Origin of the sequence: Thermogutta sp. (genome assembly GCF_014359955.1) — a bacterium.
GTDB lineage: Bacteria > Planctomycetota > Planctomycetia > Pirellulales > Thermoguttaceae > Thermogutta.
On the sequence record NZ_JACIYL010000912.1, the window covers coordinates 1 to 1611 of the forward strand.

A 1611-nucleotide genomic window follows, 5' to 3' on the forward strand; every position below is an offset into this window, starting at 1 on the left:
AGCGTGGGGTTGTGGTCGGGGAGATTCGCCATCATATCGTGGTAGCGCTCGGAGTACTCCTCGATCCTGTCTCGCGAAGGACGGCTCATTTCCTCCTCGAAGTACTCCGGAATCTCCCTCTCCATTTCGACGAGCCGGCTGAACTCCTCCGCGGAATTTTCCTCGTTCACGACGAACTCGCGTTCCAGATCGGAGCGGACGGTATCCGTGCGTTCTTCCTCTTCCTCCAGCCGGGGTTCTTCCTCGAGTTCCTGTTCCTGGGATTCTTCGATTTCCAGGGCGGGATTCTCTGCGAGCTCCTGCGCCACCCGTTGCTCCAGGTCATGGAGGGGAAGCTGCAGAATCTCCATGGACTGAATCATCCGTGGCGAAAGGATCTGCTTTTGAACCTGCTTTTGGACCTGTCTTAAATGATGGCCAAGTGACATTCTCATGGTTCAGGCCTCAACTCCCTGAAAAGCGGAACTTTGAGGAAAGCCTCCCTTGGATACTGACGAGCTATCCCACCCAATCGGTTCAATGTTTCGCAGTACAACACGTGGTGTCTCCCCCGGTGTCCCTCGCGGATGCGCTCTCCAACTCCCCACGCAAACCAGGATGTTCGATGGGTGGGTTTCGTCATCATCAGTATGATGCGTCAATATGGTGCTGAAAGTCACAATTTCTGTCGTCCCATTAAAGCATCGGTCAAAATCTCTCGATTGGCGAACTGGATGACGCTCCCCGGGGTGATTCCTCTTGCCAGTCGGGTGATGGTGACCCCCGAGTCTGCGAGTTGGTTGGAGATGTACAGAGCGGTGCCGTCTCCCTCCACAGTCGGGTTGGTCGCCATGATGACCTCCCGAATCTGGCCCTGGCGGACCCGCTCGACCAGCGCGTCGATCGTCAGTTGTTCGGGGCCGATGCCGTCTAGCGGGGAGATCCGACCCAGTAAAACGTGATACAGTCCGCGGTAGGCCCCCGTCTGTTCGATGGCCATCAAATCCTGGGGTTGCTCCACGACACAAAGCAGTCCACGATCCCTGGTGGGATCCTGGCAGATTCGGCAGAGTTCCCCCTCGGCCAGGTTGTAACATACTGTACAGTAGTGGACGTTTTCTTTGACGTTCCGAATTGCCTCGGCAAGCGCGAGGGCCTCGTCCTTGCTTACCCGCAGGAGATGATAGGCGATCCGCTCCGCGGACTTCCGACCAATTCCGGGAAGCCGCGTCAGGTGTTCGATCAACCGAGTGACCGATTCTGTCAATTCTGCCACCGGAACCTCCTCTTTCACCTGTACCGCGTGTGTCGATTGAGTCGGCACGCTTCCGACCCAGGTCGGTCTGCTTTCAATGAGTGCCTCGGAACACGGCCGGCAACACCGCGGTCAGGCTAAAGAATTCTACCTTTTTTTCCCAGCGGATTAAACCGCGGTAAACGGGGGTTGAGCCTGGCGCGTTGCTTCCATCCGAGGTCGGAGGTGGGCCTTAGGGAGGGCTGGAAGAGGGCCACTCCCCCCAGAATGTGCGGGAAAACTGACCGCTTTTTCCCGCAAGCGGGCGCTCGTAATGCGTGACGGAACGGAACCGATTCTCCAATGCGAAAAAACGGACCTGCCTGGCAGGTCTCTCT

1 protein-coding gene and 1 pseudogene are annotated in these 1611 nt (G+C 57.4%); both read right to left on the reverse strand.

Going from position 1 to position 1611, the window contains the following annotated elements:
- Positions 1 to 434: pseudogene (locus tag H5U08_RS18140) on the reverse strand (RNA polymerase sigma-54 factor); the annotation flags it as partial.
- A gap of 221 nt (positions 435 to 655) precedes the next feature.
- Positions 656 to 1255, reverse strand: coding sequence for a recombination mediator RecR (recR, locus tag H5U08_RS18145; RefSeq protein ID WP_297036363.1), 600 nt, complete (start codon positions 1253 to 1255; stop codon positions 656 to 658).
- Positions 1256 to 1611: the final 356 nt, after the last annotated feature.